This window comes from Ancylobacter koreensis (assembly GCF_023016525.1).
GTDB classification, from domain to species: domain Bacteria; phylum Pseudomonadota; class Alphaproteobacteria; order Rhizobiales; family Xanthobacteraceae; genus Ancylobacter; species Ancylobacter koreensis.
The window spans coordinates 421,432-445,532 of the sequence record NZ_JALKCG010000002.1; the positions used below are offsets into that span (position 1 = coordinate 421,432).

The 24,101-nt window shown below is 67.3% G+C and carries 19 protein-coding genes and 1 riboswitch; of the genes, 4 read left to right on the forward strand and 15 right to left on the reverse strand.

The genetic code is table 11. The annotated features are described in order from the left end of the window. Nucleotides 1-128: 128 nt before the first annotated feature. The 3 genes from MWN33_RS09060 to gcl form a co-directional block, all read right to left on the reverse strand. On the reverse strand, nt 129-1,019 hold the full coding sequence (locus tag MWN33_RS09060; RefSeq protein WP_247200159.1) for a 2-hydroxy-3-oxopropionate reductase: 891 nt from the start codon (nt 1,017-1,019) through the stop codon (nt 129-131). A gap of 52 nt (nt 1,020-1,071) precedes the next feature. Further along, a complete protein-coding gene (hyi, locus tag MWN33_RS09065) occupies nt 1,072-1,857 on the reverse strand; it encodes a hydroxypyruvate isomerase (protein WP_247200160.1) in 786 nt (261 codons plus the stop codon). 178 nt (nt 1,858-2,035) lie between these two features. Next, nucleotides 2,036-3,799: a glyoxylate carboligase gene (gcl, locus tag MWN33_RS09070; RefSeq protein ID WP_247200161.1), complete on the reverse strand. Its 1,764-nt coding sequence runs from the start codon at nt 3,797-3,799 to the stop codon at nt 2,036-2,038. A gap of 396 nt (nt 3,800-4,195) precedes the next feature. On the opposite strand from gcl, the gene MWN33_RS09075 reads away from it, so the two are divergent. After that, nucleotides 4,196-5,017, forward strand: coding sequence for an IclR family transcriptional regulator (locus tag MWN33_RS09075; RefSeq protein ID WP_247200162.1), 822 nt, complete (start codon nt 4,196-4,198; stop codon nt 5,015-5,017). Nucleotides 5,018-5,374: 357 nt separating this feature from the next. Here the strand turns inward: MWN33_RS09075 and frc (MWN33_RS09080) are convergent, their stop codons facing one another. The 6 genes from frc (MWN33_RS09080) to MWN33_RS09105 form a co-directional block, all read right to left on the reverse strand. Next, nucleotides 5,375-6,625: a formyl-CoA transferase gene (gene frc, locus MWN33_RS09080; RefSeq protein WP_247200163.1), complete on the reverse strand. Its 1,251-nt coding sequence runs from the start codon at nt 6,623-6,625 to the stop codon at nt 5,375-5,377. A gap of 175 nt (nt 6,626-6,800) precedes the next feature. Then, nucleotides 6,801-7,241 (reverse strand): PAS domain S-box protein, encoded by a 441-nt coding sequence (locus MWN33_RS09085; RefSeq protein WP_247200164.1) that lies wholly within the window; start codon nt 7,239-7,241, stop codon nt 6,801-6,803. 108 nt (nt 7,242-7,349) lie between these two features. Continuing rightward, nucleotides 7,350-8,627, reverse strand: coding sequence for a formyl-CoA transferase (frc, locus tag MWN33_RS09090; RefSeq protein WP_247200165.1), 1,278 nt, complete (start codon nt 8,625-8,627; stop codon nt 7,350-7,352). Nucleotides 8,628-8,729: 102 nt separating this feature from the next. Beyond that, nucleotides 8,730-10,469, reverse strand: a complete 1,740-nt coding sequence (gene oxc / locus MWN33_RS09095; protein WP_247200166.1) for an oxalyl-CoA decarboxylase — start codon at nt 10,467-10,469, stop codon at nt 8,730-8,732. A 43-nt stretch (nt 10,470-10,512) separates the two neighbouring features. After that, the gene (locus MWN33_RS09100; RefSeq protein WP_247200167.1) at nt 10,513-11,238 is read right to left on the reverse strand and encodes a GntR family transcriptional regulator; all 726 of its coding nucleotides are present in this window, start codon (nt 11,236-11,238) and stop codon (nt 10,513-10,515) included. 431 nt (nt 11,239-11,669) lie between these two features. After that, complete coding sequence (locus tag MWN33_RS09105; protein ID WP_247200168.1) at nt 11,670-12,371, reverse strand: GntR family transcriptional regulator; 702 nt, start codon at nt 12,369-12,371, stop codon at nt 11,670-11,672. A 663-nt stretch (nt 12,372-13,034) separates the two neighbouring features. Here MWN33_RS09105 and oxlT (MWN33_RS09110) point away from each other — a divergent pair. Together oxlT (MWN33_RS09110) and oxlT (MWN33_RS09115) are read left to right on the forward strand one after the other, a co-directional pair. Further along, entirely contained in the window at nt 13,035-14,333 is a 1,299-nt protein-coding gene (oxlT, locus tag MWN33_RS09110) for an oxalate/formate MFS antiporter (RefSeq protein WP_247200169.1), read from the forward strand. Between the two features lie 655 nt (nt 14,334-14,988). Next, the gene (oxlT, locus tag MWN33_RS09115) at nt 14,989-16,311 is read left to right on the forward strand and encodes an oxalate/formate MFS antiporter (protein ID WP_281493693.1); all 1,323 of its coding nucleotides are present in this window, start codon (nt 14,989-14,991) and stop codon (nt 16,309-16,311) included. An 84-nt stretch (nt 16,312-16,395) separates the two neighbouring features. On the opposite strand, the gene MWN33_RS09120 is transcribed toward oxlT (MWN33_RS09115), so the two are convergent. Both MWN33_RS09120 and thiC read right to left on the reverse strand, forming a co-directional pair. Continuing rightward, nucleotides 16,396-16,833, reverse strand: a complete 438-nt coding sequence (locus MWN33_RS09120) for an NUDIX hydrolase (RefSeq protein ID WP_247200170.1) — start codon at nt 16,831-16,833, stop codon at nt 16,396-16,398. A 67-nt stretch (nt 16,834-16,900) separates the two neighbouring features. Continuing rightward, nucleotides 16,901-18,742, reverse strand: a complete 1,842-nt coding sequence (gene thiC, locus MWN33_RS09125; RefSeq protein WP_281493694.1) for a phosphomethylpyrimidine synthase ThiC — start codon at nt 18,740-18,742, stop codon at nt 16,901-16,903. 97 nt (nt 18,743-18,839) lie between these two features. Next, nucleotides 18,840-18,965, reverse strand: a riboswitch (TPP riboswitch). Nucleotides 18,966-19,087: 122 nt separating this feature from the next. Between thiC and MWN33_RS09130 the strand changes: the two genes are divergently transcribed. Continuing rightward, entirely contained in the window at nt 19,088-20,335 is a 1,248-nt protein-coding gene (locus tag MWN33_RS09130) for a lytic murein transglycosylase (protein WP_247200171.1), read from the forward strand. A gap of 240 nt (nt 20,336-20,575) precedes the next feature. Here MWN33_RS09130 and MWN33_RS09135 read toward each other — a convergent pair whose 3' ends face one another. The 4 genes from MWN33_RS09135 to MWN33_RS09150 all read right to left on the reverse strand — a co-directional run bounded on the left by MWN33_RS09135 (nt 20,576) and on the right by MWN33_RS09150 (nt 24,086). After that, complete coding sequence (locus MWN33_RS09135) at nt 20,576-21,463, reverse strand: cation diffusion facilitator family transporter (RefSeq protein WP_247200172.1); 888 nt, start codon at nt 21,461-21,463, stop codon at nt 20,576-20,578. Between the two features lie 124 nt (nt 21,464-21,587). Next, the gene (locus MWN33_RS09140) at nt 21,588-22,496 is read right to left on the reverse strand and encodes a sugar kinase (protein ID WP_247200173.1); all 909 of its coding nucleotides are present in this window, start codon (nt 22,494-22,496) and stop codon (nt 21,588-21,590) included. Nucleotides 22,497-22,627: 131 nt separating this feature from the next. Then, nucleotides 22,628-23,389, reverse strand: a complete 762-nt coding sequence (locus tag MWN33_RS09145; protein WP_247200174.1) for an SDR family NAD(P)-dependent oxidoreductase — start codon at nt 23,387-23,389, stop codon at nt 22,628-22,630. Nucleotides 23,390-23,492: 103 nt separating this feature from the next. Then, nucleotides 23,493-24,086 carry a lysozyme inhibitor LprI family protein gene (locus MWN33_RS09150; protein WP_247200175.1) on the reverse strand — a complete coding sequence of 198 codons (594 nt, stop codon included), beginning with the start codon at nt 24,084-24,086 and terminating at the stop codon, nt 23,493-23,495. Nucleotides 24,087-24,101 lie beyond the last annotated feature (15 nt).

Genomic DNA, 24,101 nt, shown 5'->3' on the forward strand with positions numbered 1-24,101 from the left:
GCTCAAAAGACTGCCCCGGCAGCGGGTTTCCACTACCGGGGCAGCAATGCTTACTTAACTCGCCAGAAACAGTTCGGGGGCGCACTGGCGCCCCCGAAGGTCGTTCTGAATTATGAATTCAGTTAATCTCACGCATCCGGCGCGACGGTGTGATTTGCGAGCATTTCCAGCGCCTTGACGAGGGCCGAGTGGTCCCACGCGGCGCCGCCATTGGCCGCGCAGGCCGAGAAAAGCTGCTGCGCCAGCGCGGTAGCCGGCAGCGCCATCTGGAGCTGGCGGGCGCCGTTGAGCGCCAGGTTCAGGTCCTTCTGGTGCAGCTCGATGCGGAAGCCCGGGTTGAAGGTGCGCTTTACCATGCGCTCGCCATGGACTTCGAGGATGCGCGAATTGGCGAAGCCGCCCATCAGCGCCTGGCGCACCTTGGCCGGGTCCGCGCCCGCCTTGGAGGCGAACAGCAGCGCTTCGCCCACCGCCTGGATGGTCAGCGCCACGATGATCTGGTTCGCCACCTTGGTGGTCTGCCCGTCGCCATTGCCGCCGACGAGGGTGATGTTCTTGCCCATCTTCTCGAAGAGCGGCTTCACCGTCTCGAACGCGCCCTCGGGGCCGCCGACCATGATGGTGAGCGAGGCCGCCTTGGCCCCGACCTCGCCGCCGGAGACCGGCGCGTCGAGATAGTCGCAGCCAAGATCATTGATCTTCTTCGCGAACTCCTTGGTCTCCACCGGCGCGATCGACGACATGTCGACGACGATCTTGCCCGCGGAGAGGCCCGCCGCAATCCCGTTCTCGCCGAACAGCGCGGCGTTCACATGCGGGGTGTCCGGCACCATGGTGATGATGATGTCGGCGTTCTTCGCCACTTCCGTGCCGCTCGCGCAGGCGACGCCGCCCTTGCCCGTCAGCTCGGCCGGAACCGGCTTCACGTCGTACAGATAGAGCGTGTGGCCCGCGTCGATGAGATGACCGGCCATGGGCGCGCCCATGATGCCGAGACCGACAAATCCAACCTTCGCCATCGTCTTTTCCTCGTTTTCCCAGACGGAATTTCGTTTCTTGACCGGAGCCGCCTCACGCCGCGCCGGTGAGCGCCTTCATCCAGCCGAGCCCGGCCGCCGTGTCGCCCTTGGGCTTGTACTCGCACCCGACCCAGCCGGCATAGCCGATGGAGTCGAGGTAGCGGAACAGGAACTCGTAGTTGATCTCGCCGGTGCCGGGCTCGTTGCGGCCGGGATTGTCGGCGAGCTGGACATGCGCGATCTGGGCGAGGTTCGCCTCGATGGTGCGGGCGAGATCGCCCTCCATGATCTGCATGTGGTAGATGTCGTACTGGATGAAGAGGTTGTCGGAGCCGACTTCCTCGATGATCGCCTTGGCCTGCTTCGTGTAGTTCAGGAAGAAGCCGGGGATGTCGCGGGTGTTGATCGGCTCGATCAGCAGCTTGAGCCCGGCGTCCTTGATCTTCGGCGCGGCGAACTTCAGGTTGTTGACGAAGGTGTTGTGCAGCACTTCGCGGTCGGCGCCGGCGGGCACGATGCCGGCGAGGATGTTGACCTGCGGGCAGCCGAGCGCGGTCGCGTACTCAATCGCCTTGTCGACGCCGGCGCGGAACTCGTCCACGCGCTCGGGCAGGATGGCGATGCCGCGCTCGCCGCCGCCCCAGTTGCCGGCGGGCAGATTGTGCAAGACCTGGCTGAGGTTGTTGGCCTTCAGCCTGGCGACCAGCTCTTCGACCGGGAAGTCATAGGGGAAGAGGTATTCCACGCCGGTGAAGCCGGCGGCGGCGGCCTTCTCGAAACGATCGAGGAAGGGCACCTCGTTGAACAGCATGGTGAGATTGGCGGCAAAACGGGGCATGGACCGCTCCTAGGCAGGAAGAGTTTCTGGGGCTCCGGCACGCGCCGGGTGGCGGCGTGCCGTTCGCTTTATGGGCGCATTCGCCGTCGATGGCATGAATGCGCGCACGGCGGAAGCACAAGGCGTCCGTCGAAGGCAAGACAGCGCGGGCGGGGCGTCCGCCCGGCGCTGGGCCGGATCACGCCTTGGCGGCGTCTTCCAGCGGAAGGTCGAGCACTTCTTCGAACTCGTTCACCGCGTCGATCTCGGTGCCCATGGCGATGTTGGTGACGCGCTCCAGGATGAACTCCATCACGACCGGGACCTGATGCTCCTTCATCAGCGCCTTGGCCTTGACGAAGGCGTCCTTGAACTCGTTCGGCGAGGAGACGCGCACCGCCTTGCAGCCCAGGCCCTCGGCGACCGCCACATGGTCGACGCCATAGCCGGCATTCTCGTCGGCATTGATGTTGTCGAAGGCCAGCGAGACCTCGAAGTCCATGTTGAAGCCGCGCTGGGCCTGACGGATCAGGCCGAGATAGGAGTTGTTCACGACCACATGGATGTAGGGCAGCTTGTGCTGGGCGCCGACCGCCAGCTCCTCGATGAGGAACTGGAAGTCGTAGTCGCCCGACAGCGCGACGATCTCCGCATCCGGGTCCGCCGCGCGCACGCCGAGCGCCGCCGGCAGGGTCCAGCCGAGCGGGCCGGCCTGGCCGCAATTGATCCAGTTGCGCGGCTTGTAGACGTGCAGCATCTGCGCGCCGGCGATCTGGCTGAGGCCGATGGTCGAGACGTAGCGGGTGTCGCGCCCGAAGGCCTCGTTCATCTCCTCATAGACGCGCTGCGGCTTGAGCGGCACGTTGTCGAAATGCGTCTTGCGCAGCATGGTCTTCTTGCGGTCGAGGCATTCCTTCGCCCAGGCCGAGCGATCCTTGAGCTTGCCGGCCGCCTTGTATTCCTTCGCCACCTCGATGAAGAGGTCGAGGGCGGCGCCGGCGTCCGAGACGATGCCGAGATCCGGGCCGAAGACGCGGCCGATCTGGGTCGGCTCGATGTCGACGTGAACGAACTTGCGGCCTTTGGTGTAGACCTCGACCGAGCCGGTGTGGCGGTTGGCCCAGCGGTTGCCGATGCCGAACACGAAGTCCGAGGCCAGCATGTTCGCATTGCCGTAGCGGTGCGAGGTCTGCAGGCCGCACATGCCGGCCATCAGGTCGTGGTCGTCGGGAATGGTGCCCCAACCCATCAGGGTCGGGATGACCGGCACGCCGGTCAGCTCGGCGAACTCGACCAGCTTGTCGGAGGCGTCGGCGTTGATGATGCCGCCGCCGGAGACGAGGAGCGGGCGCTCGGCCTCGTTCAGCATGGCGATGGCCTTCTCCGCCTGCTTGCGGGTGGCCTTGGGCTTGTAGACTTCGAGCGGGGCGTAGGTGTCCTCGTCGAACTCGATCTCGGCCAGCTGCACGTCGATCGGCAGGTCGATCAGCACCGGGCCGGGGCGGCCCGAGCGCATGACGTGGAACGCCTGCTGGAACACCATCGGCACCAGCGCGGGCTCGCGCACCATGACGGCCCACTTGGCGACCGGCTTGGCGATCGACTCGATGTCCACCGCCTGGAAGTCTTCCTTGTAGAGGCGCGCGCGCGGCGCCTGGCCGGTGATGCACAGGATCGGGATCGAATCGGCGGCGGCCGAATAGAGGCCGGTGATCATGTCGGTGCCGGCCGGGCCGGAGGTACCGATGCACACGCCGATATTGCCGGCCTTGGCGCGGGTGTAGCCCTCGGCCATGTGCGAGGCGGCCTCGACGTGGCGGGCGAGCACATGGCGCGTCTTGCCGTAGGCGCGCATTGCGGAATAGAGCGGATTGATCGCGGCGCCGGGCACGCCGAAGGCGGTGGTGACGCCTTCCTTTTCGAGAACCCGGATCGCCGCATCGACGGCACGCATCTTGGCCATGGGACTTCCTCCTGGCGTCGTTGCCGGCGGGGGCGCTCCCTGCGGTGGCAGGGTGGCGGCGCCCGGCACCGGCCTTCGAACGTGATTCAAAATCTCCGGTTCCGGTGGCCTCTCGCGCCGGCGGCGCCCCGGCATCGAGGCCGGGCGCCATGCTGCAGAGCGGCAATATTCTTTCCGCGATGCGGAATGAATTTCCGAAATCGCGGAAAACATGCCACGTCGCCCGGATTTCCGCAATATGGGATATATTTCTGATTTGCGAAAAAGTGGCGAATGCGCCTTTATGCTCGAACGGCGCGTGGCCGGATGGTGGCCCAGGATCGGACCGTGCCCGCCGCGCGCCCCGCGCGGGGATCGGGCAGGGCCCCGTTGCCGGACTTTCGGAGGTGTTTGCGGATGAACCAGGCCGTTCCGTCGACCGTGCGCCGCCGCGGCCGCCCGTCCTCCACCAGCGGGACGGAGAGCGGGGGCGAGGTGCAGTCGCTCGACCGCGCCATCGCGCTCTTGGAAGTGCTGGCGCAGTCCGACGGGCTGACGCTGAGCGAGGTGGCGCGCGCAGCCGAGCTGCCGACCTCCACCGTGCACCGCCTGCTGACCACGCTGGAGCGGCGTGGGCTCGTCGGCCACGACGCGGCGACCGGCCAGTGGATGGTCGGCATCGGCCTGTTCCGCGTCGGCTCGGCCTATCTGCGCATCCGCAAGCTGCCGGAGATCGCCCGCTCGCTGCTGCGCGAGCTGTCGCACGGGGTCAACGAGACGGTGAACCTCTCGCTGATCGAGGGGCCGCACCTCATCTGCGTCGCGCAGGTGGAAAGCCACGCGGCGGTGCGCGCCTTCTTCCGCATCGGCGGCGACCTGCCGATCCACGCCTCGGGCGGCGGCAAGGCGATCCTTGCGGCGATGAACCCGGAGGCGCGGCGCGCCTGGCTCGGCGGCGACCAGCTCCAGCGCTTCACCGAGCACACCCATGTGAGCCGGCGCGCCTTGCAGGCCGACCTCGCCCAGATCGCCGAGCGCGGCTTCTCCATCGACGACGAGGAACACACGCCCGGCATGCGCTGCGTGGCGGCGGCGGTGCTGGATGAGTGGCGCGAGCCGGTGGGCGCGATCTCGGTCTCGGCGCCGACCGTGCGCATGCCGCCCGAGCGCATCGCCGATCTCGGTGCGCGCGTGCGCGAGGCGGCGCGGCGGCTGACGACGCAGTATTCGGGGCGGTAGGCAGCGCCGAGCCGCCATTCCGGCCATGCGTAGCGCCGAGCCGGGATCGCGCGCAGATAAGGTCACTTGCCGTCACGCGATCCCGGACAGGGCCTGACGGCCATTTCGGGATGACGCCCTTCATGCAGGCAAAAAATTGCCGGCGTCCCGCTCTCCGGGGCGCCGGCGCCAGTCGCCTAGGAGGAACCGAACGTCGGGAAGACCCTTCGTTCCGCTCCGGGAGGCTCGGGGGCCGTCCAGCCGGCCGGCGCAGGGCGCGCGCGGCGGGTGGAGGCCGATTGGTGCGCTCCCCGTTTCCGGGGAGCTTCGGGGCGGCGCGAGGCCGCCCCGCTCGTGTCGGTGATCAGACGGCCGTGATCAGACGGCCTTGGCGTCGTGCAGGGCCGAGATCTCTTCCTGGGAGTAGCCGAGGTCGGCGAGCACTTCGTTGGTGTGCTGGCCGAGCAGCGGCGAGGCGGTGACTTCCACCTGCACGTCCGAGAACTTGATCGGCGAGCCAACGGTCAGGTACTTGCCGAGCTTGGGGTGATCGACCTCGACCACGGTGCCGCTCTTGCGCAGCGACGGGTCGTTGGCGATTTCCTTCATCGACAGCACCGGGGCGCAGGGGATGTCGAACTTGCGCAGGATGTCGATGGCCTCAAACTTCGTCTTGTCGGCGAGCCAGGACTCGATGAAGGCGAAGATGTCGAAGATCTTGTCCTGACGGGCCTCGGCGGTGTTGTAGGCCGGATCGTCGATCCACTCCGGCTTGCCCAGCGCCTTGCAGATCGGCGCCCAGGCGTGGCCCTGGATGGTGAAGTAGATGTAGGCGTTCGGGTCGGTCTCCCAGCCCTTGCACTTCAGCACCCAGCCCGGCTGGCCGCCGCCGCCTGCGTTGCCGCCGCGCGGCACCACGTCCGAGAACTCGCCGTGCGGGTACTGCGGATACTCTTCGAGGTAGCCGAGAGCGTCGAGGCGCTGCTGGTCGCGCAGCTTGACGCGGCAGAGGTTGAGCACCGAGTCCTGCATGGACACGGCGACCTTCTGGCCCTTGCCGGTCTTGATCTTCTGGTGCAGCGCCGTGAGGATGCCGATGGCGAGGTGCATGCCGGTGTTGGAGTCGCCGAGAGCGGCGGCCGACACGGTCGGCGGGCCATCCCAGAAGCCGGTGGTGGAGGCGGCGCCGCCCGCGCACTGCGCGACGTTCTCGTAGACCTTCAGGTCCTCATAGGCGTGGCCTTCCGAGAAGCCCTTCACCGAGGCGAGGATCATGCCCGGGTTGAGCTCCTGGATGTGCTCCCAGGTGAAGCCCATGCGGTCGAGTGCGCCGGGGCCGAAATTCTCGACCATGACGTCCGACTCCTTGATGAGCTTCGTCAGGACTTCCTTGCCCTGCGGAGTCTTGGTGTCGAGCGTGAGAGAGCGCTTGTTGGAGTTCAGCATGGTGAAGTAGAGCGCGTCCGCGTCCTTCACGTGGCGCAGCTGCGAGCGCGTGACGTCGCCCGCGCCGGGGCGCTCGACCTTGATCACGTCGGCGCCGAACCAGGCGAGGAGCTGCGTGCAGGCGGGACCCGCCTGGACGTGCGTGAAGTCGATGATCTTAATACCTTCGAGCGGCTTAGACATCTCGGTCGGTTTCCTTATCAGCGTTGACATCCCGACGGAGGCTCACCCTGCCGCCGGAAAGAGAACCCTCATCCCTCTTGGATGACGGCCTTACTTCTCCCCATGCCCGGCCCCTGTGGGACAGCAGGCAACTCCCAGGTGGTGACTGATTTCGTGTGATCGACTTCGGAAAGCTTCACGACTTCTTTTCGTCCACCCTGGCTTCACACTCCGCAAGGCGTCGGCGCAGATCGCGCTCTTCGGCCCAGCGGACTGTCTCGTCCCGGATCACCGCGACGATCTCCCGCGCGGCGCCCGTCTCGTCCTTCAGGAGGGCGACCGTGAACGCGATCGACAGCGTCCGCCCTTCCTTGTGCAGCGCCGGCACGCGCAGCAATTGCGTGCCGTACTTCGTCTGCCCGGAGCGCATCGTCTCGTCGTAACCTTCCCAGTGACGCCGGCGCTGGCGTTCGGGGATGATCAGGTCGAGCGACTGGCCCAGGGCCTCGTCCTCGGCGAAGCCGAACATGCGTTCGGCGGCCGCGTTCCACAGCGTGATGCGGCCCTTGGTATCGGAGACGACGACCGCCTCGCCGATGGCCGCGACCAGCTCATTGCAATCGACCGTGCTTCGCATGGTCTCACGCTACTCAAACCGCCTCCCGCCGCCGGGAGGCTGCCACCATGCACGGCCGGCAGGGACGCCGGCCGTGAACCCGTCGCGCCGCCGCAGCGGCGAAGATCGTCACTCGGCCGCGAGACGGACCGGCTCGCCGACGGCGCCGGAGGCCTTGATGCGCTCGATCTCGTCGCCATCGAGCCGCAGCACCTCGGCGAGGATCTCCTCGGTGTGCTCGCCCAGCAGCGGCGAGCGCTCGACCTCGACGTCGTTGTCCGACAGCTTGATCGGGTTGCCGACGGTCAGGTACTTGCCGCGCGTGGGGTGATCGAGCTCGACCAGCGTGCCGGTCGCGTAGAGCGACTGGTCCTCGGCGATCTCCTTCATGGAGAGCACCGGGCCGCAGGGAATGTCGACCTCGTTGAGGATCTCCATCGCCTCGAACTTGGTGTGGGCCATGGTCCACGATTCGATGCGGTGGAAGATCTCGTTGAGGTGCGGCAGGCGCGCGGCCGGCGTGGCGTAGTTCGGATCGGTCTTCCACTCGGGCTCGCCGATCACGTCGCAGATCTTCGCCCAGACCGGGGCCTGGGTGATGAAATAGATGTAGGCGTTGGGATCGGTCTCCCAGCCCTTGCACTTGAGGATGCGGCCCGGCTGGCCGCCGCCGGAATCGTTGCCGGCGCGGGGCACGGTGTCGCCGAAGGGGAAGCCCTCGCCGAACTGGCTGTACTCGCGCAGCGGGCCGCGGTCGAGGCGCTGCTGGTCGCGCATCTTCACGCGGCAGAAATTCAGCACCGCGTCCTGCATGGCGCAGAGCACCTTCTGGCCACGGCCGGTCAGCGTGCGCTGGTAGAGCGCGGTGACGATGCCGAGCGCGAGGTGCAGGCCGGTGCCGGAGTCGCCGATCTGCGCGGCGGTGACGAGAGGAAGCCCGTCGCGAAAGCCCGTGGTCGAGGCCGAGCCGCCGGTGCACTGGGCGACGTTCTCATAGACCTTGCAGTCCTCGAATGGGCCGGGGCCGAAGCCCTTGACCGAGGCGAGGATGATGCGGGGATTAAGCTCCTGGATGCGCTCCCAGGTGAAGCCCATGCGATCCAGCGCGCCGGGAGCGAAGTTCTCCACCATCACGTCGCAGATCTTCACCAGCTCCTCGAGGACCTTCTTGCCCTCGGGGTTCTTGGTGTCCAGCGTGATGGAGCGCTTGTTGGAGTTCAGCATGGTGAAGTAGAGGCTGTCGGCGTTGGGCACGTCGCGCAGCTGCGCGCGCGTGACATCGCCCTCGCCGGGACGCTCTACCTTGATCACGTCGGCCCCGAACCACGCGAGAAGCTGCGTGCAGGTGGGGCCGGACTGAACATGGGTGAAATCGAGGACGCGAACGCCGTCCAATGCCTTGCCCATGGGGTTCCTCTCGAGAAGTTAGTTCGGCGTTTTTACGCCGTTATGTTCGTTGACACGGATTGAGACGGGCGGGATGGGGACCCCCGCCCGTCTCGGCTCGACTTACTTCTTCTTCACGACGCTCTGCGGGTTGAGGCTGCCGATGTTGCCGCTCTCGCTGCCGGCCGCCGGGTCGATGACCGCATTGACGAGGGTCGGCTTGCCGCTCTTCATGCCTTCCTCGACGGCCTTCTTCAGCTCGTCGGGGGTGGTGACGTGGAAGCCCACGCCGCCGAAGGCTTCCATCATCTTGTCGTAGCGGGAATCCGGCACGAAGACGGTGGTGGCGGGATCGCGGCCGGTCGGGTCGACGTCGACGCCGCGATAGATGCCGTTATTGTTGAAGATGACGATGGTGACCGGCAGGTTGTAGCGGCAGATCGTCTCCACCTCCATGCCGGAGAAGCCGAAGGCCGAGTCGCCCTCGACCGCCAGCACCGGCTTGCCGGTCTCCACCGCCGCGCCGACGGCGAAGCCCATGCCGATGCCCATCACGCCCCAGGTGCCGACGTCGAGGCGCTTGCGCGGCTCGTACATGTCGATGATGCCGCGGGCGAGGTCGAGGGTGTTGGCGCCCTCATTGACCAGGATGGCGTCGGGACGGTCCTTGATGACCTGCTTCAGCGCGCCGAGCGCCGAGTGGAAGTCCATCGGGGTGGAGTTCTTCAGGAGGCGCTGGCCCATCTTGGCGATGTTGGCTTCCTTGCGGGCGTTGATGGCGCCCGTCCACTCCGCGGAGGGGGCCTGCCAGCCGGTCTTCACCTCGTCGAGCAGGGCGGACACGACCGAGCCGATGTCGCCGACCAGCGGCGCCACGATCTCGACGTTGGAGTCCATTTCCTTGGGCTCGATGTCGATCTGGATGAACTTCTTCGGGGCGTCGCCCCAGGTCTTGCCCTTGCCGTGCGACAGCAGCCAGTTGAGGCGCGCGCCGATCAGCAGCACGACGTCCGAGTCCTTGAGGACGGTCGAACGGGCGGCGCCGGCCGAGAGCGGATGGGTGTCGGGCAGGATGCCCTTGGCCATCGACATCGGCAGGAAGGGGATGCCGGTGGTCTCGATGAAGGAGCGCAGCTCCTCATCGGCCTGCGAATAGGCGGCGCCCTTGCCGAGGATGATCAGCGGCTTCTTGGCCGACTTCAGCACCTCGATGGCGCGCTTGACGGCGGCCGGCGAGGGGAGCTGCTCGGGAGCGGCGTCGATCACCTTGACCAGCGACTGCTCGCCGGCCTTGGCGTCCATCACCTGCGAGAACAGCTTGGCCGGCAGGTCGAGATAGACGCCGCCCGGACGGCCCGAGACCGCCGCGCGGATCGCGCGGGCGACGCCGATGCCGATATCGGCGGCGTGCAGCACGCGGAAGGCCGCCTTGCAGAGCGGCTTGGCGATGGCGAGCTGGTCCATCTCCTCGTAGTCGCCCTGCTGCAGGTCGACGATCTCGCGCTCGGAGGAGCCCGAGATGAGGATCATCGGGAAGCAGTTGGTGGTCGCGTTGGCGAGCGCGGTCAGGCCGTTGAGGAAGCCCGGCGCCGAAACGGTGAGGCAGATGCCCGGCTTCTTGGTGAGGAAGCCGGCGATGGCGGCGGCGTTGCCCGCGTTCTGCTCGTGGCGGAACGAGATGACGCGAATGCCCTCGGCCTGCGCCATGCGGCCCAGATCCGTGATCGGAATGCCGGGCACCCCGTAGATGGTATCGATACCGTTGAGCTTGAGCGCATCGATGACAAGGTGGAAGCCGTCGGTGAGGTCCTGTTCGGCCTCGGTGGCGGCGTTCACGTCAATAACCTGTGCGACTGCGGACATCCCGTATTCCCTCCCAAACGTCCTTCGGCGGGTTTTTGCCGCCCTAATCTAGGTCTACGTGGCTCTCGACATGCCTTGCGAGGCGGAGCGTATGGTCTCGCACCAGACGCTCGGCACGGTCCGCGTCCCGTGCCTCGAGAGCGATTATGATCTCCAGATGGTCCGACGCCGAACGCTGCGCCCTGTCCATCTCGAAGATCGTGCGGTGGCGGATGGCCCGTACATGGAAGAACAGGTTTTCCGTCATCGCCGCGAGCAGCGCGGAGCCGCTCAGCCCGATCAGCGCCTGGTGGAACGCGATATTCGCCGTCGAATATTCGTCGCACCGGTCGCGCTCGATCCGGGACAGATCGAACTCCTTGAACAAAGTCCTGAGCCCGGCGATCGCCTCGTCGCTCGCGCGCTGCGTCGCGAGGCGTGCCGCCATGCTTTCGAGCGCCGCCCAGGCCTCGATCATCTCGATGATCTCGGGCTTGGAACGGCGTACCACCATTATGCCCCGCCGGGGCACGGCGCGAAGCAGGCCTTCCTGCTCCAGCATCGCGACCGCCTCGCGGATGGGCGTCCGGCTCGCGCCAAGACGCTCCGAAATATCCCGCTCGTCGAGCAGCATCGGCTCGCTAGAGCCGTAGATGTTCATGTTGGTGATGGCTTCCTTGAGAGCGGCATACGCCTTGCTCTTGAAGCTCTCCTTGGCCGGCAGACGCTCGATGGCCAGGCCATTGTCGCCGCTCTGCCAGCGCTTGCTCAGAACCGCCTTGCTGCTCACCGAAGCGTCCTCTGCGGAAAGGCCGCCGGGGATTTTCGGGAAAGTGGCATACCAAATACCAACATGTCAATTCGGTTGTCCCCCAAGTCGGGGACCAACGGCGCTCCTCGTTCCCTGTGGCGGCGGGTCTTTTCGCCCGGTCCACACGCGTTCCGCATGGCCTCGACCACGCTTGCGTATGCAATATACCACGACTCGATGCGCGTGGCGAGGGCGACGGAACAGTTTGCTGCGACCTGTGGTCAAAAGTTCGCGGGCCCGTTCCGTATGGGAAGAATCGCGCGTGCGAGGGCCGGCGGGCGGACGGCGCCCAAGGGCTGGGCGGGCCAAGGCGGGCAGGTAACGCCGGCAAGGCGCGGCGCCCGGGAGAGTGAGATTGCGCGGCGCGCCGGTGCGCGCCGCTTCAAGGAATATCTCAGGCAGAGAGGCGGTCAGGAGGGGAAGCGGCCGTGCTTCTCCACATGGGCGGCGAGGCCCAGAGTGTGCTCGCGCACCAGCCGCTCGGCGAGATCGGCATCGCGCGCCACCAGCGCGGCGATGATGCCGCGATGCTCCTGCAGCGAGCGCTCCGAGCGGTTTTCCTGCCGCATCGACACGGCGCGGATGCCGCGGATGTGGATGAACAGGTTCGCCGTCATCTCGCCGATCATCTCGCAGCCGCCGAGCCGGATGATGGTCTGGTGGAAGCGGATATTGGCGTCGGAATATTCGTTCACATGCTCGCCCGGCGCCTCGTCCTCGAAATCGTGGAAGACGTCACGCAGCTCGGCGAGGTCGCGGTCGCTGGCGCGGCTGGCGGCGAGGCGCGCGGCCATGCTCTCCAGCGCGGCCCAGACGATGATCATGTCGATGATCTCGCGCTTGGACTTGCGCACCACGAAGATGCCCCGGCGCGGCACGGAGCGCACGAAGCCTTCCTGCTCCAGCACGGTGAGCGCTTCGCGGATGGGGGTGCGGCTGACGCCGAGATCGTTGGAGAGCTGACGCTCATCGAGCCGGATCTCGTTGTCCTGCCCGTACATGTCCATTTCGGTAATCGCCTTCTTGATGGCGTCGTAGGCCAGCGTGCGAAGGCTTGTATTCGCGGCGAGCGGCGCGATGTTCAGGCGGGCTTGGGTGTCGGCGCTTTCCACGGGCGGCTTCCTCGTCAGTGCGGAACGGCTGTTGTTCTTGTTTGGTGTCCCGTGCGGGCGGCGCGGATGCGCGCCGACGCCGGGCCGATTACGCGACCGTCCCCACGATCATTGGCGATTCTCTTTCGGGAAACAGTCCGGGGGAGGATCGTATATCGAATACAGAATGTCCATCCGGCCATCCGGCGGGGGGCGCCGACGATTCGCAGGACTGTGCCGGCGCCGGCAAGGTCGGGAAAAGCGCTCCCGCGCCGTCCGGCCGGCGCGGGAACGCCGCGTCTTCATCGGCCGCTTTCACCTTTCATCCCGTCCACCTTTCACCCCGTCATAGGCCGACGGCCGGCGTTGAGGCCGGGCGGGGAGCCGTGCGTCCGGCCTTGCGCGGGCGGGCGGCGGAAGGAGTGCTGCGGCGACCTTCCCTAAGGGATGACGTAGCGTAATAAAGCCGTAGTATATCCTTACGTAAACTGACGCTAGGTAAGTCATCTTACTGTTAAATGCACCATTTTCTGGTATGCAAAATTTTGCATAACCGAAAAACCGTAGTATGGTTGCCCTAATGGCTAGTCCGTCCGTCGGCGTGAACGACGATGGAAGCGCGCATTCAACAACAATAAGACAGGTTAAACGCACTCATTACGTTGGGAAACGTTCGAGGATAAAATGACAACTGCCGCAACGTCATCCGTGAACAAGACGCGCTGGCTGCAGCTCGTGTTCGGCGTCATCTGCATGTGCATGATCGCCAACATGCAGTATGGCTGGACCTTCTTCGTGAATCCGATGCAGGAAGCCCATGGCTGGGATCGCGCCGCGATCCAGGTGGCCTTCTCCATCTTCATCGTCACCGAGACCTGGCTGGTGCCGGTCGAGGGCTGGTTCGTCGACAAGTACGGCCCGCGTGTCGTCGTCCTGATCGGCGGCGTCCTGTGCGGCCTCGCCTGGGTGCTGAACTCCTACGCCACCACGCTGACCACGCTCTATATCGGCGCGGCGCTCGGCGGTATCGGCGCGGGCGCGGTGTATGGCACCTGCGTCGGCAACTCGCTCAAGTGGTTCCCGGATCGTCGCGGCCTCGCCGCCGGCATCACCGCCGCCGGCTTCGGCGCGGGCTCGGCGCTGACCGTGATCCCGATCCAGAACATGATCAAGAACCAGGGCTACGACGCCGCCTTCTTCTATTTCGGCATCGGCCAGGGCGTCGTGATCACCTTCCTCGCGCTCTTCCTGATGGCGCCGAAGAAGGAGCAGATCGCCGCCGTCGCCGCGAAGGTCGCCGCCAGCGTCAAGCAGAGCGCGCGCGACTTCTCGCCGAAGGAGATGCTCACCAGCCCGCTGTTCTGGGTGATGTACGCGATGTTCGTCATGATGGCCGCCGGCGGCCTGATGGCGACCGCGCAGCTCGGCCCGATCGCCAAGGATTTCGGCATCGCCGACATCCCGGTCAGCCTGATCGGCATCACCCTGCCGGCGCTCACCTTCGCCGCCGCCATCGACCGCGTGCTCAACGGCCTGACCCGTCCGTTCTTCGGCTGGGTGTCGGACCAGATCGGCCGCGAGAACACCATGTTCGTGGCCTTCGCCATCGAGGGCGTCGGCATCTACGCGCTCTCGGTGTTCGGCTCCAACCCGGTGCTGTTCGTCATCCTTACCGGCCTCGTCTTCTTCGCCTGGGGCGAGATCTACTCGCTGTTCCCGGCGATGTGCGGCGACGCCTTCGGCTCGAAGTTCGCCACCACCAATGCCGGCCTGCTCTACACCGCCAAGGGCACGGCGGCGCTGATCGTGCCGTTCACCTCGATCCTCACCACGATGACGGGGAGCTGGCATGCGGTGTTCATCTCGGCCGCGGCACTCAACATCATCGCCGCCGTGATGGCGCTGCTGGTGCTCAAGCCGCTCGCCGCCGCCCATGGCAAGCGCGCCAAGCAGGCGTCCGCCAAGGTGGTGGCTGCCGAGTAAGGCGCCGCCGCTCTCCACCACCGCCTGATCGGGGGCGCGTCGCAGGACGCGCCCCTTTTTCTTTGCCCGTCGGACGGTGTTGAGGCACCTCCGTCTTCGTCTGTCGGATCAGGCCTTGGCTATAGCAATTCGAATGTAATCGGTCCGGCAGGGCAGGCTACGCAAGGGCAGAGCGTCCCCGCCCCGTCGCCTCGCTCCGTTGTATCGATGGCAAACCTGCAGTTTCCATTCCTCAGCGTTCCTGATTGACATCTGTCATATGAGTTTCATCTGACGTAAGGGAGAGGCTTTGTGGCGAAACGATAACTATTTGCCACAATCGGTATATCGAGCCGAAAAGGAGCGGAGACTTGCACCTTACCGAGAGATGAAAGAGTCATAAAACCCAATTGGCATACATAATATTGTCGATTATGATCCGGGCTCAGCGGGTCGGTTCCGCAACCCTGCGTCAGTGCCGGATCGAACGACACGGAAGGGGCGGAGGGGGCGGGAACCGCACAACCTATTTGGAAGCAAATTGCCGCCTCAGCGGCCGCCGGGGAGCGTGAGCTTCGCGGCCAACCAAAAGCCGGCGCCCGCCCGCAAGGGCCGGAGCGACCGCAACAAAAAGCCGATCCGCGGCGACAATCGATTTGGGAGAGGAGATCGCCCCTTGAATACGTCCAAGACCCTTGCGGCCGCCGGGCCGGGTCAAGATTTCTCGGAAAGCCGCCGCTGGGTGCAGCTGATCGTCGGCGTGGTCTGCATGGTCGCCACGGCGAACATCCAGTACGCCTGGACGCTGTTCGTGCCCGAAATCCAGAAGACCTTCGGCTGGGAGCGCGCCGCGATCCAGGTCGCCTTCACGCTGTTCGTGCTGGTGCAGACCTGGCTGGCGCCGATTGAAGGCTACTTCATCGACAAGTTCGGCCCGCGCATCATGGTCGCCTTCGGCGCCATCTGCATCGCGCTCGCCTGGGTGCTCAACTCGCAGGCCACCACCCTGACCGGCTTCTATGTCGGCGCGGCGGTCGGCGGCGTGGGCGTCGGCTGCATTTACGCCACCTGCATCAACAACGCGCTGAAGTGGTTCCCGGACCGTCGCGGCCTCGCCGTCGGCCTGACCGCGGGCGGCTACGGCGCCGGCTCGGCCGCCACGATCCTGCCGATCGCCTCGATGATCGAGACCTCGGGCTTCCAGGAGACCTTCTTCTTCTTCGGCCTGCTGCAGGGCGGCCTCGCCTTCATCGCGGCGTGGTTCCTGCGTTCGCCCAAGAAGGGCGAGGTGAAGGCTTCCGAGAAGCTCAACCAGACCCGCCGCGACTACACGCTGAAGGAAGCGCTGAACACCAAGCTGTTCTGGCTGATGCTGCTCATGTTCACCTGCGTGGTGACCGGCGGCATGATGGCGGTCGCCCAGCTCGGCGTCATCGCGCAGGACCTCGGCGTCAAGGAGTTCAAGGTCGACCTGCACTTCTTCGTCATGGCCGCCCTGCCGCTCGCCCTGATGCTGGACCGCATCATGAACGGCATCTCCCGCCCGCTGTTCGGCTGGATCTCCGACCATATCGGCCGTGAGAAGACCATGGTGATCGCCTTCTCGCTGGAAGGCATCGGCATCATCGCGCTCGGCTATTTCGGCCACAATCCGTGGGCGTTCCTCATCCTCTCGGGCGTGGTGTTCCTGGCCTGGGGCGAAGTCTACTCGCTGTTCTCGGCGCTGGCGGGCGATGCCTTCGGCACCAAGCACATCGGCAAGATCTATGGCGTGCTCTACACCGCCAAGGGTATCGGCGCGCTGTTCGTCCCGGTCGGCAACCTGCTGATGGAAGCGACCGGCACCTGGTCGACCGTGCTCTACACCGTCGCCGCCATGGACCTGTTCGCCGCCTTCCTGGCGATCACCCTGCTGCCGCGCACCCTCAAGGCGCATGTCGCGCAGTCGTCCATCGCCGGCTCCGCGCCCGACAAGGGCACCGCCTCGGCGCATGCCTGACCGCTCCGGCGGCCTTGCGCCGCCGGCTCACCTTCTCAAGAGGGCCCTTCGGGGCCCTCTTTTCGTTTGGGAACGCTCGACGGGCTACGCTTCCGGCGGCATGGCGAGGGCGAGGTCGGCGAGATAGGCGACCTTGACGCTGGCGCCGGCGCCGAGCCGGGCGATGCCGGCGCGGTCGAACCACGCCGCCTCCAGCGCATCGTCCGCCGCCACCGCCGCGCCGGAGCGCCAGCGGCAGAGCACGGCGATCATCGCGAAATGATGGGCGAGCGTGCCCTCGGCGTCGTGCTGGATGAAGTCGAGCACGGTAATGAGGCGTGGTGCGTCGGCGGTGAGGCCGGTCTCCTCGTTCAGCTCGCGCAGCGCCGCGTCGAGATAGGCCTCACCCGGCTCCACCCGCCCGCCGGGAAAGCCCCAAAGCCCCTGATCGGGCGGGTTGGCGCGGCGCACCAGCAGCACCGAGCCCCCGCGCCGGACGACGGAGAGGACGGCCGGGACGGGACGTACGGGAGAGGGGGACATGTCGGGCGATTCCTTCGGGGCGGGGAGGGCCGGCCGGGAGAGGCTCCCGGCCGGCACCGGCACCACGCTACTCCGCAGCCGTGACGTCGCGATAGAGCTGGCCGCCGCCTTCGCGGAAGCGGGACGCCATGTCCTCCATGCCGCGTTCGGCGTCGCCCTGCCGGGCGGTGTCGCGGATTTCGTCGCGAATATCCTGGCTGATCTTCATCGAGCAGAATTTCGGCCCGCACATGGAGCAGAAATGCGCCAGCTTGTGCGCCTCCTTCGGCAGCGTCGCGTCGTGGAAGGCCATCGCCGTGTCGGGGTCGAGGGCGAGGTTGAACTGGTCCTGCCAGCGGAACTCGAAGCGCGCGCGCGAGAGCGCGTCGTCCCAGCTTCGCGCGAGCGGGTGGCCCTTGGCGAGGTCGGCGGCATGGGCGGCGATCTTGTAGGTGATGACGCCGGTCTTCACGTCGTCGCGGTCGGGCAGGCCCAGATGCTCTTTCGGCGTGACGTAGCAGAGCATGGCGGTGCCGAACCAGCCGATCATCGCCGCCCCGATGGCCGAGGTGATGTGGTCGTAACCGGGCGCGATGTCGGTTGTCAGCGGGCCGAGCGTATAGAAGGGCGCCTCGCCGCAGGCGGCGAGCTGCTTGTCCATGTTGGCCTTGATCTTGTGCATGGGCACATGGCCGGGGCCCTCGATGATGACCTGACAATCGTTCGCCCAGGCGATCTTCGTCAGTTCGCCCAGCGTTTCCAGCTCGGCGAACTGCGCGGCGTCGTTGGCGTCCGCGATGGAGCCGGGCCGCAGCCCGTCGCCGAGCGAGAAGGTGACGTCATAGGCGCGCATGATCTCGCAGATCTCGGCGAAATGCTCGTAGAGGAAGCTCTCGCGGTGATGAGCGAGGCACCACTTCGCCATGATGGAGCCGCCGCGCGAGACGATGCCCGTCACCCGCTTCGCGGTCAGCGGCACATAGGGCAGGCGCACGCCGGCATGGATGGTGAAATAGTCGACGCCCTGCTCGGCCTGCTCGACCAGCGTGTCGCGGAAGACGCCCCAGGAAAGCTCCTCGGCGACGCCGCCGACCTTCTCCAGCGCCTGATAGATCGGCACCGTGCCGATGGGGACGGGCGAATTGCGCACGATCCATTCGCGGATGTTGTGGATGTTGCGCCCGGTGGAAAGGTCCATCACCGTGTCGGCGCCCCAGCGGATCGCCCACACCATCTTGTCGACCTCCTCCGCCACCGAGGAGGTGACGGCGGAATTGCCGATATTGGCGTTGATCTTGACGAGGAAGTTGCGGCCGATCGCCATCGGCTCCAGTTCGCCATGGTTGACGTTGGCCGGGATCACCGCCCGCCCGCGCGCGACCTCGTCGCGCACGAACTCCGGTGTCACGATGTCAGGGATGCACGCACCGAAATCCTCGCCGTCGCGGACGATCTCGCGGATGCGCTCGCGCAGCCCGTTCTCGCGGATGGCGACATATTCCATTTCCGGCGTGACGATGCCGGCGCGGGCATAGGCCATTTGCGTCACCGCCGCCCCGCCCTTGGCGCGCAGCGGCCGGCGGCGCAGCGGGAAGGGCGCGACCAGTTTCTCCGGCGAGACGTGGCCATTATCCTCCGGCTTCACCTGCCGGCCCTCATAGTCCTCGACATCGCCGCGGGCGCGCACCCATTCCTCGCGCGGGCGGGAGAGGCCCGCCTCGATGTCGATGCTCGCCGCCTCGTCCGTGTAGGGGCCGGACGAATCGTAGACGGCGAGGTTCGGCTCGCCGGCCGAGGGGTGGAGCAGGATCTCGCGGAAGGGCACGCGCAGACCGCGCGCCGGGCATTCGGCATAGATGCGCCGCGAGCCGGGAATGGCGCCGGTGGCGACGCGCATGGCGCCGGGGTCTTTCGGGGTTTCGTTCGTCATGATGGATCTCCAGAACCGATGGTTGGGGAGACCCGGGGCTTTTGACGTTGGGGAAGGATGGCGGTGTGCGCCATGTGGGACATGCCCACGCCACGCGACGCCATTCGGTTCCGATCCCTTCGCCGGCATGACCCGGATCAGGTTCGAAGGGTCATCGCGTTGCCCGCCTTGCGGCGCGCCGGCGCTCTCTCAGCCCCCTAGCGGGGCTCCCCTTGGAACGGCGCGATCTTCGGCGAAAGTCGCGCGCCGGTCAAATCGGCCCGCCGCCGTCACCCCGCCGCCGCCGCATTTCCTGTAGATTACCGATTCACGAGGAAACGAACGCTTCGAGACATCGGGGGACCCATGGCCGGCCTGACGCTTCCGCTCTCCATCGCCACCCGCGCCGCGCTGGCCGCCGGGGCGCTCGCTGCCCTCCTGCTGGCCCCGGCCCCGGCCTCGGCGCAGCAGAACTGCGGCAATAACGGCGCCGGCTTCGACCAGTGGCTGGCCGGTTTCAAGCAGGAGGCGGTGACGCAGGGCGTCTCGCCGCGCACCGTCGCGGCGGCGCTGAACGGCATCGCCTACGCCCCCGACATCGTGGCGACGGATCGCGGGCAGAAGGTGTTCGGCCAGAGCTTCTTCCAGTTCTCCGACCGCATGGTGGCGAACTACCGGATCCAGCAGGGCCGCCAGCAGATCCAGAAGAACCCGCAGCTTTTCGCCCGCATCGAGCAGACTTTCGGCGTGCCGGGCGCGGTGCTTGTCGCCTTCTGGGGGTTGGAGACCGATTTCGGCGCCAATATGGGCGACAAGCCCACCCTGCGCTCGGTGGCAACGCTGGCCTGGGACTGCCGGCGCGCCGACGTGTTCCGCGTGCAGCTTCTCGCCGCGCTGAAGATCATCGACCGTGGCGACCTCACCCCGCAGACCATGCGCGGCCCGTGGGCCGGCGAACTTGGCCAGTTCCAGTTCCTGCCCGACCACTACCTGAACTACGGCGTCGACTTCGACGGCGACGGGCACATCAACTTGATCCGCTCGGCGCCCGACGCGCTGGCCTCGGCGGCCAACTATCTGCGGGCGCTCGGCTGGAAGGCCGGCCAGCCCTGGCTGGAGGAGGTGCGCGTGCCGGCCAACATGGCGTGGGAGCAGGCGGACCTGACGATCCGCCACCCGCGCGCGCAATGGGCGAAGGCCGGCGTGGTGCGGGCCGGCGGCGGGCAGCTTCCCGCCGACCAGCTTCCTGCCTCGCTGCTGCTGCCGATGGGCCGTTTCGGCCCGGCCTTCCTCGCCTATCCGAATTTCGACGCCTTCACCGAGTGGAACAACTCGCTGACCTACGCGACCTCGGCCGCCTATCTCGCCACCCGCGTGACGGGGGCCGGGCCGTTCAACCGCGGGCAGGGCGATGCCATCCCCGTTCTGTCGATGGCGCAGGTGCAGGAACTGCAGCGGCTGCTGAACGCGCGCGGCCACCATGTCGGCCGCATCGACGGCATTGTCGGGGCGGCGACCCGCGAGGCGGTGCGGACCGAGCAGATGCGGCTCGGCCTGCCCGCCGATTCCTACCCGACCGCGGAGCTGGTGGCGGCACTGCGCGCGGGCAAGTGAGGGCGGCACCCCTGTCATCCCGGACGGCCGCAGGCCGATCCGGGATCGCGTGCCGTCATCGGATGACGATCCCGGCTCTCGCTTCGCTCGGCCGGGATGACGTGGCTTCTTCCCATCCACGCCTTCTTCCCATCCACGCCTTCTTCCCATCCACGCCTTCTTCCCCGCGCCGAAGGCGTGGATCCCCGGGTCAAGCCCGGGGATGACGGCGCTCTGTGAGCGGCGGCTCGGCGACGAGCGTCACAGCACCGGCACGCCGTGCTGCTTGGCCTTGGCCTCCGGCTCGACATGGATGTTGACCACGGAGTCGGGCACCTGCGCCTCGATGGCGTCCTCGATCCGGTCGCAGATGGCGTGCGCGGCGCTCACCGGCATATCGCCGGGCACGACGAGGTGGAAGTCGACGAAGGTCATGCGCCCGGCCTGCCGGGTGCGCAGATCGTGCGCCTCGATGGCGCCGACCGCCTCGGCGGCGATCAGCGCACGGATCAGCGCCAGCGTGTCGTCCGGCACGGCATGGTCCAGCAGGCCGCCGACGCTCTCCTTCAGCACCTTCCAGCCCGACCACAGGATGTTGAGCGCCACGAGGCCGGCGAGGATGAGGTCCAGCCGCTCCCAACCCGAGAGGGCCGCGACGGTCACGCCGATCAGCACGCCGGCCGAGGAGGCGACGTCGGTCAGCAGGTGCTGGCCGTCCGCCACCAGCGCCGGCGAGCGTGCCCGCCGGCCGGTGCGGATCAGCACCACGCACCAGATGGCGTTGATGACGGCCGCCGCGCCGTTCATGGCGAGGCCCTGCACCGAGGCGACGATCGGGGTGGGCGCCAACCAGCCGAGATAGACCTCGCGGAAGATCGAGATCGCCGCCACCACGATCAGCACGCCGACGATGACGGCGGAGAAATACTCCGCCTTGGCATAGCCATAGGGATGGGCGGCATCGGCTGGCTTGTGGCTGACGCGCAGCGCCAGCACGGCGGCGATGGAGGTCGCGACGTTGACGATGCTCTCCAGCGCGTCGGAATACAGCGCCACGCTGCCCGTCATCAGATAGGCGACGTATTTCAGCCCCAGCACGAGGAAGCTGATGCCGACGTTCAGCAGGGCGATCCGCGAGGTGTTGGTCATCAGCGCCGTGTCCGTTCGGGCGCTGGGCGCCTGTGGGCCGACCGATTAGTGCCTCGCTATCAAAAAATCAAGACAGGTCAATGACTTGCAAGTCATTCGCAGAAGCGTTAGCAGGCTTGCCCGTTCACGCATTAGCCTGCCGGGGCAGGATGGCGCCGCGATGGCGGATCACCCGGCCGGCGAGCGCATGGCCGGCCTCGGCGGCGGCGGCCGGCTCCTCGCCGCCGAGGCGCGCGGCGATATAGGCGGCGTTGAAGCTGTCGCCGGCGGCCGTGGTGTCGATGGGCTCGACCGGCTGCGGGATGGGCACGAACTGGGCCGCGCCGCCGGCGACGACCAGCGCGCCCTCGGCGCCGTTCTTCACCACCACCTCCTGCACGCCGAAGGTAGCGTGGCGCTCGGCGGTGGCGGCGGGCGAGCCGTCGCCCCAGAGTTGCACCTCGTCCTCGAAGGTGGGCAGGGCGAGCGAGGTGCGCTTGAGCGCCTGGGCATAGACCGCGCGGGCGCGGGCGATGTCGCCCTTCCAGTTGCGGGGGCGGAAATTGCCGTCGAACACCACGCGCACGCCGCGCTCGCGGGCGAATTCCAGCGTCGCGAACAGGCGGCCGAGCCCGACATTCGAGTAGATCGAGAGGGTGATGCCGGAGAGGTAGACCATGCTCGCCTCGATGAGGCCCTCGGCGATGGCTTCCCAGCCGGGCAGCTCGAACAGGTCGCGCGCCGGCGCGGTGTCGCGCCAGTAGGTGAAGGCGCGCTCGCCATTGGGGGCATTGTCGATCATGTACAGCCCCGTCGTCCGGCCGGGCACGCGCAGCATGTAGCGCGGATCGATGCCCTCGGCCTGCGCGGAAACGCGGATCGCCTCCGAATAGCGGTCGTCGCCGAGCGCGGTGGCATAGGCGGTCTCCACCCCGGCGCGGGCGAGATAGACGGCGGTGTTGAAGGTGTCGCCGCCGACCGACAGGCCGTAGCGCCCGTCGGCGCCGCGCGCGAGCTCGATCATCACTTCGCCGATCGAGACGATCCTAGCCATGGCGTTTCTCCCGTCGGTGGTCGATTCGCCGGCCAGACTCGCCTCATTCCCCCGCCGGGGCAAGGCCGGGCGGGGGAATGAGGGTGGAGTGGAAGGCTCCGGGCCGCGCTATGGCGGACCGGAGCGCGGGCTCAGAACTGCACGCCCCGGGTGAGCGCGCCGTCGACCACGAGGTTGGTGCCGTAGACGAAGCTCGCCGCCGGGCTGGCGAGGAAGACGGCGGCGTTGGCGATCTCCTGCGGCGTCGCCATGCGGCCGGTCGGGTTCAGCGCCAGCGCCTCGGCGAACAGCGCCGGGTTGCCGTCCTTGATGGTGTTCCAGATGCCGCCGTCGAAATAGGTGTTGCCGGGCGAGACGGTGTTGGCGCGGATCTTCTTCGGGGCGAGCTGGTAGGCGAGGCCCTGCGTGTAATGGATCAGCGCCGCCTTGAAGGTCCCGTAGGGCCCGGCGGCGAAGTCGATCTCGCGGCCGGATACCGAGGAGATGGTGACGATGGACGCCGCCGCGCTCTTCTCCAGCCAGGGCAGGGCGGCGTTGACGAGGCGCACCGTGCCCATCAGGTCGGTGTCGAAGCCCTTCTTCCAGTGCTCCTCGTCATTGCCGACGGCGAGCGCGCTCACATTGGCGACCACGATGTCGAGCCCGCCGAAGGCGTTCGCCGCCTGTTCGACGAAGGCGGCCAGCGCCGGGCCGTCCGACACGTCGACGCCGGCGCCGAGCGTCTTCACGCCGTTGCCGGCGAGGCGGGCGGCGGTGGCCTCGGCCTCGGCGGCGTTGCGGCTCACGAGGGCGACGTCGGCGCCCTCCGCCGCGAGGGTTTCGGCGATGGACAGGCCGATGCCCTTGGTGCCGCCGGTGACGAGCGCGCGCAGTCCTTTCAGTCCGAGGTCCATGATGTCTTCCTCAAGCGGGGGGTGAGGCGTGCATGATCCACCGCCCGGTGCCGCCGGCACAAGCCATTCCTGCGATGATTCAGAGGCTTGTGAGGCGCCGTGGTCACGGGGCGATGATGCGCACCGAGCCGGTCGGCAGGGCGGGCACGGCCTCGTCGGTTGCCTGCGGCGCGTGATCCGCTCCGGTTGCCGGCTTCGCGCCGCCATCTGAGGCCGCTTCCGGCGCGGGAGAGGCCGGGGTGTGCCAGCCGCCCGGCGGGGCATAGCGCGCGGCGAGGTCCTCCGCGCGGGCTTCGTTGTGCTGGATGAGGCAGGTCATCCGCCCTTCCATGACCCCGGCGCCGCCGAGGCGGCCGCCGATGGTGTGCTGCGCCCCGCCGCCCTCGAAGGGGGCGATGCTCTGGCACTCGAAATTACGCCACTGGGCGAAGCGGCCCTGCGCTTCCTCGAACAGCGCGCGCCAGCGCTTGCGCTGCGCGGGCTGCAAATCCTCACGCGAATCGATGGCGTGCTGGGTGCCGTCCACCGCGCGCTCCAGCGCCGCCTCGCTCGCCTTGAGACGTCTGTTGAGGCAGTCGAGGAAGCCGCGCAGGTCCGTGTCGCCTCGGTCGCACGCCGCGGAAACCTCCTGTGCCCGCGCCGAGGGCGCGGCCAGCAGGAGGATGGCGAGGCTCACAATGCCGGCGAGGCGTGCCATGGGCGGGACGGTTTC